This window comes from Moraxella sp. (assembly GCF_024227015.1).
Lineage (GTDB): Bacteria > Pseudomonadota > Gammaproteobacteria > Pseudomonadales > Moraxellaceae > Moraxella.
Map to the genome: position 1 here is coordinate 1 of NZ_JAAELD010000114.1, position 3,429 is coordinate 3,429.

Sequence of the window (3,429 nt, forward strand, 5' to 3'; positions counted from 1 at the left end):
TAAATGGCTATTTTTATTAACTAAGATCAATATTTTGAGCAATGATTACCACTTGATAATTGTTAATTTATTAAGAATTTATCTTTTGGACAAATTATTTTAATCGTGATTAGCAGGTATAAAAAAACTCTCGCAAAACGAGAGTTTTTTGTAAATTCGCAATCGTAAGAATTAACGTTTTGAGAATTGTGGACGACGACGTGCTTTGCGTAGACCCAATTTTTTACGTTCAACTTCACGAGCATCACGAGTAACGAAGCCAGCTGCTTTTAGAGCAGGTTTTAGGCTTTCGTCAGATTCGATAAGCGCACGAGTGATACCGTGACGGATCGCACCTGCTTGACCGCTTGCGCCACCACCAGTAACGGTGATGTATAGGTCATAGCTGGTAGCTACGTCTAGTAGTTCTAGTGGCTGACGAACGACCATACGAGAAGTCTCACGACCAAAGTATTCGTCTAGTGATTTACCGTTGATTACGATGTTGCCAGTGCCTTTAGACAAGAAAACACGGGCAGTAGAAGTCTTACGGCGACCTGTACCATAATTGCGTTCCATGTTTATCTCCTTAGATGTCTAAAACTTGTGGCTGCTGAGCTGCGTGTGGGTGTTCAGTACCCGCATACAGTTTTAGCTTTTTGATCATCGCATAGCCCAAAGGACCTTTTGGTAGCATACCTTTAACGGCTTTGTGCAATACGTCTTCTGGCTTGTGAGCAAGAAGTTTAGTGAAGTTAGTCTCTTTGATACCGCCCGGGTAACCAGTGTGACGATAGTACTTCTTGTCTTCTGCTTTTTTGCCAGTAACGGCGATTTTGTCAGCGTTAATAACAACGATATAATCGCCAGTATCAACGTGTGGAGTGTACGATGGCTTGTGCTTGCCACGTAGACGAGAAGCAATCTCAGAAGCTAGACGACCTAGCGTTTTGCCTTCAGCGTCCACGACATACCAGTCATGTACAACTTCAGCGGGTTTGGCACTGATAGTAGTAGTCATATAAAACCTATTTAGTTGAGTTTGAGAGTTTACAAATAAAAAAACAGCCAAAAGGCTTGATTTTACTTGCTTTAAGAGTTGGGAAACGAAGGGCTCTCAAAAAACAGTTTTGGATTATACCAAATGATATCCAATCTGGCAAGTATTTTTGATAAAAACTGCTATAATTGCTTTTGATATTTTGAAGTGATAAATGCATTGTTAATGTGCTTTATATTACAAGGGATTTAATTGAAAAATTCCTGCAAAAACTTGCCCGACTTTGGCGGATTTTACCCAACGAATATCGAAGCTATTTAATAGCGGCTCTAAAGTCTGATCGCTCTCTACATAAAACAACGTATCCGCATGGTATAGATTATGTGTGATGATGGCGTTAATAATATCATGCCATAGGTTCAGTGCATATGGCGGATCAATAAATATGATGTCGTAGGGCGAGCCTAGGGTGGGCAGGGTTTTTTGGGCGGTGTTATTGATAATCTGAATATCGGTTTTGGTCAGCTTAAGGGTATCGGCCGAGTATTTTAATTGGCTGGCTTGTGCGGTATTTGCCTCGATCAATGTCGCAAAAGATGCACCACGAGATAAGCATTCAAATGCTAATGCGCCAGAACCTGCGCACACATCCAAAACCCGAGCATCTTGAAGCTCGCCCATGAGCCAATTAAAAATCGTCTCGCGTAGGCGGTCGGGGGTGGGGCGAAGGCCGTCAGCATCAATGAAGCTGATATTACGGCGTTTAAATTGCCCGCCGATGATGCGAACTTGATTGGTGGGCGTGTTTGATTTGTTTGATTTGTTGCTCTTTGGGGTTCTGGTGGTGCGATTCATGCTTAATATGATGGTGATTAAGATGGCGCTTATTATAGCATTTATTCGGTTGTGATGATGGGTTAAAACGATAGATTTGGATTGAAAATTGCAGTAACCAATAAGCTGTGTCGGTTGATTTATCTTATCGAAATGTGCTGATTTATCAATCAGGAAAATCTGACAGTTCGATGAAATTGTGATAAAATACCAAACGCTTTTATTTAATTTTATTGATATGTTTACGTCCATTTGGCAGGCTCTCGCCGAACATCCTGAATTTATAGCAATGCTAACCATTCCTCCCGTCACGGCATTCGTGACTTGGGCGCATGTTTGGATGGCGCTTGAGATGCTGTTTCGCCCGATCAAGTTTTGGGGCATTCCCATTAATGGCATGCCTTTTGGCTTAAAGGGCTTAGGCTGGCAGGGTATCGTACCGGCTAAGGCTGGCAAAATCTCAGGCGTGATTGTTGATCAGACTTTATCGAAGCTGGGCAAGCTTGATGAGTTTTTTCAGGCGATGGAGCCTGAAGAGATGGCGGATTTTATCACCAGTACGGTTGATAAAAATCTTGAGCAGCTGATTGATGAGATCATGCTAGAGCGCCATCAAGGAATCTGGAACAACATGCCCTACGCGATTCGTCGCCGTATCTACGCCCATGCACATAAAGAGCTTGCGACGGTGATGAAATCCTTGGTGTTAGACCTGACTTATAATGTTGAAAGTCTGGTGGACATGCGTCAGATGATCGTCCGTAAGATGGAAAGCGATCGTAAGCTGATGGTGGATATGTTCCTAAGGGTGGGCAAAAAAGAAATTAACTTTATCTGGAAAATCAGTGCCTTGATTGGTTTTGGGTTTGGTATTATTCAGATGGGGATTTTTTATTTTGTGCCACAGCATTGGACGGTACCTTTCTTTGCGGCGATCTGGGGTGCGTTGACGAATTGGATTGCCATTTGGATGGTGTTTAATCCTGTTGAGCCGCGCTATATTACCTTTATTCGCATATTCCACCGCGATGAAGATGGTGTACATCTGATGCTGCCACACATTCACCGTTATTCTTGGCAGGGTGGTTTTATGAAGCGCCAAGACGAGGTGTCTAGCGTGTTCGCTGAGATCGTGGTAAATGAGCTGGTCACCCTGGAAAACATCATGCATGAGATGATGTATGGTGCCAAGGCAGATGAAACGCGCACTCTAATGAAAAAGCACCTATATGATCTGCTAGAGTCGCCTGTGGTCGCCACAACTCTAAAAATGGGCATGACAAGCCGTGAGCTTGATGAATTTAAAGATACAATCATTGATAAATCAATCGATGCGACCATGGTGCCAATTCGTAGCCCTGAATTGAATACATCGCGAGCAAGTAAAATCTTTGGTTTGTTTGAGAGTCGTATTCGTGCACTGTCACCTCAAGAATTTCAGAATTTATTAAGACCTGCCTTTAAAGAAGATGAGATGACACTTGTCGTATTGGGTGCGATCACGGGTCTGTTGGCAGGATGGCTGCATTTGGTGGCGGTGTTTTTCTAGAACGCATTTATATTTTAAAAGTGTGTAACCGGGCTGTGGCTTGGTTTTTATTTGATTTTATGAATAA

The 3,429-nt window shown here is 42.7% G+C and carries 4 protein-coding genes; 1 reads left to right on the forward strand and 3 read right to left on the reverse strand.

Annotated elements, in window-relative coordinates; all coding sequences use genetic code 11:
* Window positions 1-171 precede the first annotated feature (171 nt).
* The 3 genes from rpsI to rsmD all read right to left on the reverse strand — a co-directional run bounded on the left by rpsI (window position 172) and on the right by rsmD (window position 1,834).
* Window positions 172-558 (reverse strand): 30S ribosomal protein S9, encoded by a 387-nt coding sequence (rpsI, locus tag GY683_RS02440; RefSeq protein WP_036361945.1) that lies wholly within the window; start codon window positions 556-558, stop codon window positions 172-174.
* A 10-nt stretch (window positions 559-568) separates the two neighbouring features.
* Window positions 569-1,000, reverse strand: a complete 432-nt coding sequence (gene rplM, locus GY683_RS02445; RefSeq protein ID WP_036361947.1) for a 50S ribosomal protein L13 — start codon at window positions 998-1,000, stop codon at window positions 569-571.
* A 216-nt stretch (window positions 1,001-1,216) separates the two neighbouring features.
* Window positions 1,217-1,834 carry a 16S rRNA (guanine(966)-N(2))-methyltransferase RsmD gene (gene rsmD / locus GY683_RS02450; protein WP_297287232.1) on the reverse strand — a complete coding sequence of 206 codons (618 nt, stop codon included), beginning with the start codon at window positions 1,832-1,834 and terminating at the stop codon, window positions 1,217-1,219.
* Between the two features lie 217 nt (window positions 1,835-2,051).
* On the opposite strand from rsmD, the gene GY683_RS02455 reads away from it, so the two are divergent.
* Window positions 2,052-3,362 (forward strand): hypothetical protein, encoded by a 1,311-nt coding sequence (locus tag GY683_RS02455; protein ID WP_297287233.1) that lies wholly within the window; start codon window positions 2,052-2,054, stop codon window positions 3,360-3,362.
* The last annotated feature ends 67 nt before the right edge of the window (window positions 3,363-3,429 follow it).